Below are 861 nucleotides of genomic sequence, written 5' to 3' on the forward strand. Positions count from 1 at the left end.
AGTCCCTGTCGGGCAAGGCCTAACCAGCCATCCGTATCGAGTGTTGCGCGTAGGGCGGAGCAGAAGGAAAAAAAATATATCATTTTTTTCTTTTTTACTGTGAACAAACTATGTGAAGCGTACACAGAGAATTCTATAGGCCATAGGGATTACCGTGATCCTGAAGTGCTGGTATCGCTCCGATAATAAAGTGAGCTCCGATTGACGAGATGTGTAACGCCATCGAAGTCCAGGCAATGCAACCGCAATGGTGAGGTTGTGGCGGATCGGCGGGGTTATCAAGCCGTGGCATGTAGAAAGAGAAGTATTGAGAACTTGAGAGATCCGAGCAGGTTCCTGAAGGAACAGGTAGAGACGTTAAGCCTAATGGCGAAACCAACGAAGACCACTCGGAAGTCGGATCAGCTCATAGTAGTCCGAGAGCGGGAAAGCCGCTTACATGGCGAAGGGGCTGACAGTAATATCGGTGTGCAACAGAAACATAGTCCGGACAAAGTAGGGCTGGAGACACTATGACAACCGCCTTGCATGCCATCGCATTTAAAGCACGGAGCCACCCCAGGCACAGGTTTCAGAATTTATACGGATTGCTAAATTCCAACCTGCTGTATCAAAGCTGGGGCCAGCTCAATAAGCAGGCCCGCCCCGGTATCGACGGAGTAACGACCGAAGCTTACCGGCAAAGTCTGCCGCAAAATATCCATCGCCTACATCAACGGCTGTGTGACAAACACTACCGGACCCAGGCGATTAAGCGGGTATTAATTCCCAAAGGCAACGGCAAGCAGCGTCCATTGGGGCTGCCAACGGTGGAAGACAAACTGGTGCAGCAGAGCGTAGCGCAGCTACTGCAAAGTATCT

Annotated in this window: 1 pseudogene; it reads left to right on the plus strand. The window is 50.9% G+C overall.

Annotated elements, in window-relative coordinates:
- Positions 1–512: 512 nt before the first annotated feature.
- Positions 513–861: pseudogene (locus tag MO867_RS22325) on the plus strand (group II intron reverse transcriptase/maturase); the annotation flags it as partial.

The organism is Microbulbifer okhotskensis, from assembly GCF_023895975.1.
GTDB classification, from domain to species: Bacteria; Pseudomonadota; Gammaproteobacteria; order Pseudomonadales; family Cellvibrionaceae; genus Microbulbifer; species Microbulbifer okhotskensis.